At 64.1% G+C, this 259-nt stretch carries 1 protein-coding gene; it reads right to left on the bottom strand.

What is annotated here, in order from left to right:
* On the bottom strand, positions 1-259 hold a 259-nt coding region (locus MIC448_RS11190), incomplete at both ends, for a DDE-type integrase/transposase/recombinase (RefSeq protein WP_036299611.1).

The raw sequence follows: 259 nt of genomic DNA, 5'->3' as shown, positions 1-259 counted from the left end.
GTAGGCCAGCGAGACGTATTGAGACCCGGCATCGGAATGCGCCCGCAGCTGATCCGGGAGGATCGGGTGGCCTTGCCGGCCACGTTCCCAGAGTCCCATCCGCAACGGGATCATCACGAGCTCGACGTGCTTGGTGGTCTGCGCATGCCAGGCGACGATGCGTTGCGAGTAGACGTCGACGATGAACGCGACGTATACCCATCCCGCCCACGTCCGGCAGTAGGTGAAATCCATCACCCAGGTGTGATCCGGCCGGGGC

This window comes from Microbacterium sp. C448 (assembly GCF_000582705.2).
GTDB classification, from domain to species: domain Bacteria; phylum Actinomycetota; class Actinomycetes; order Actinomycetales; family Microbacteriaceae; genus Microbacterium; species Microbacterium lacus_A.
This window is presented reverse-complemented; position numbering and strand designations above follow the sequence as displayed.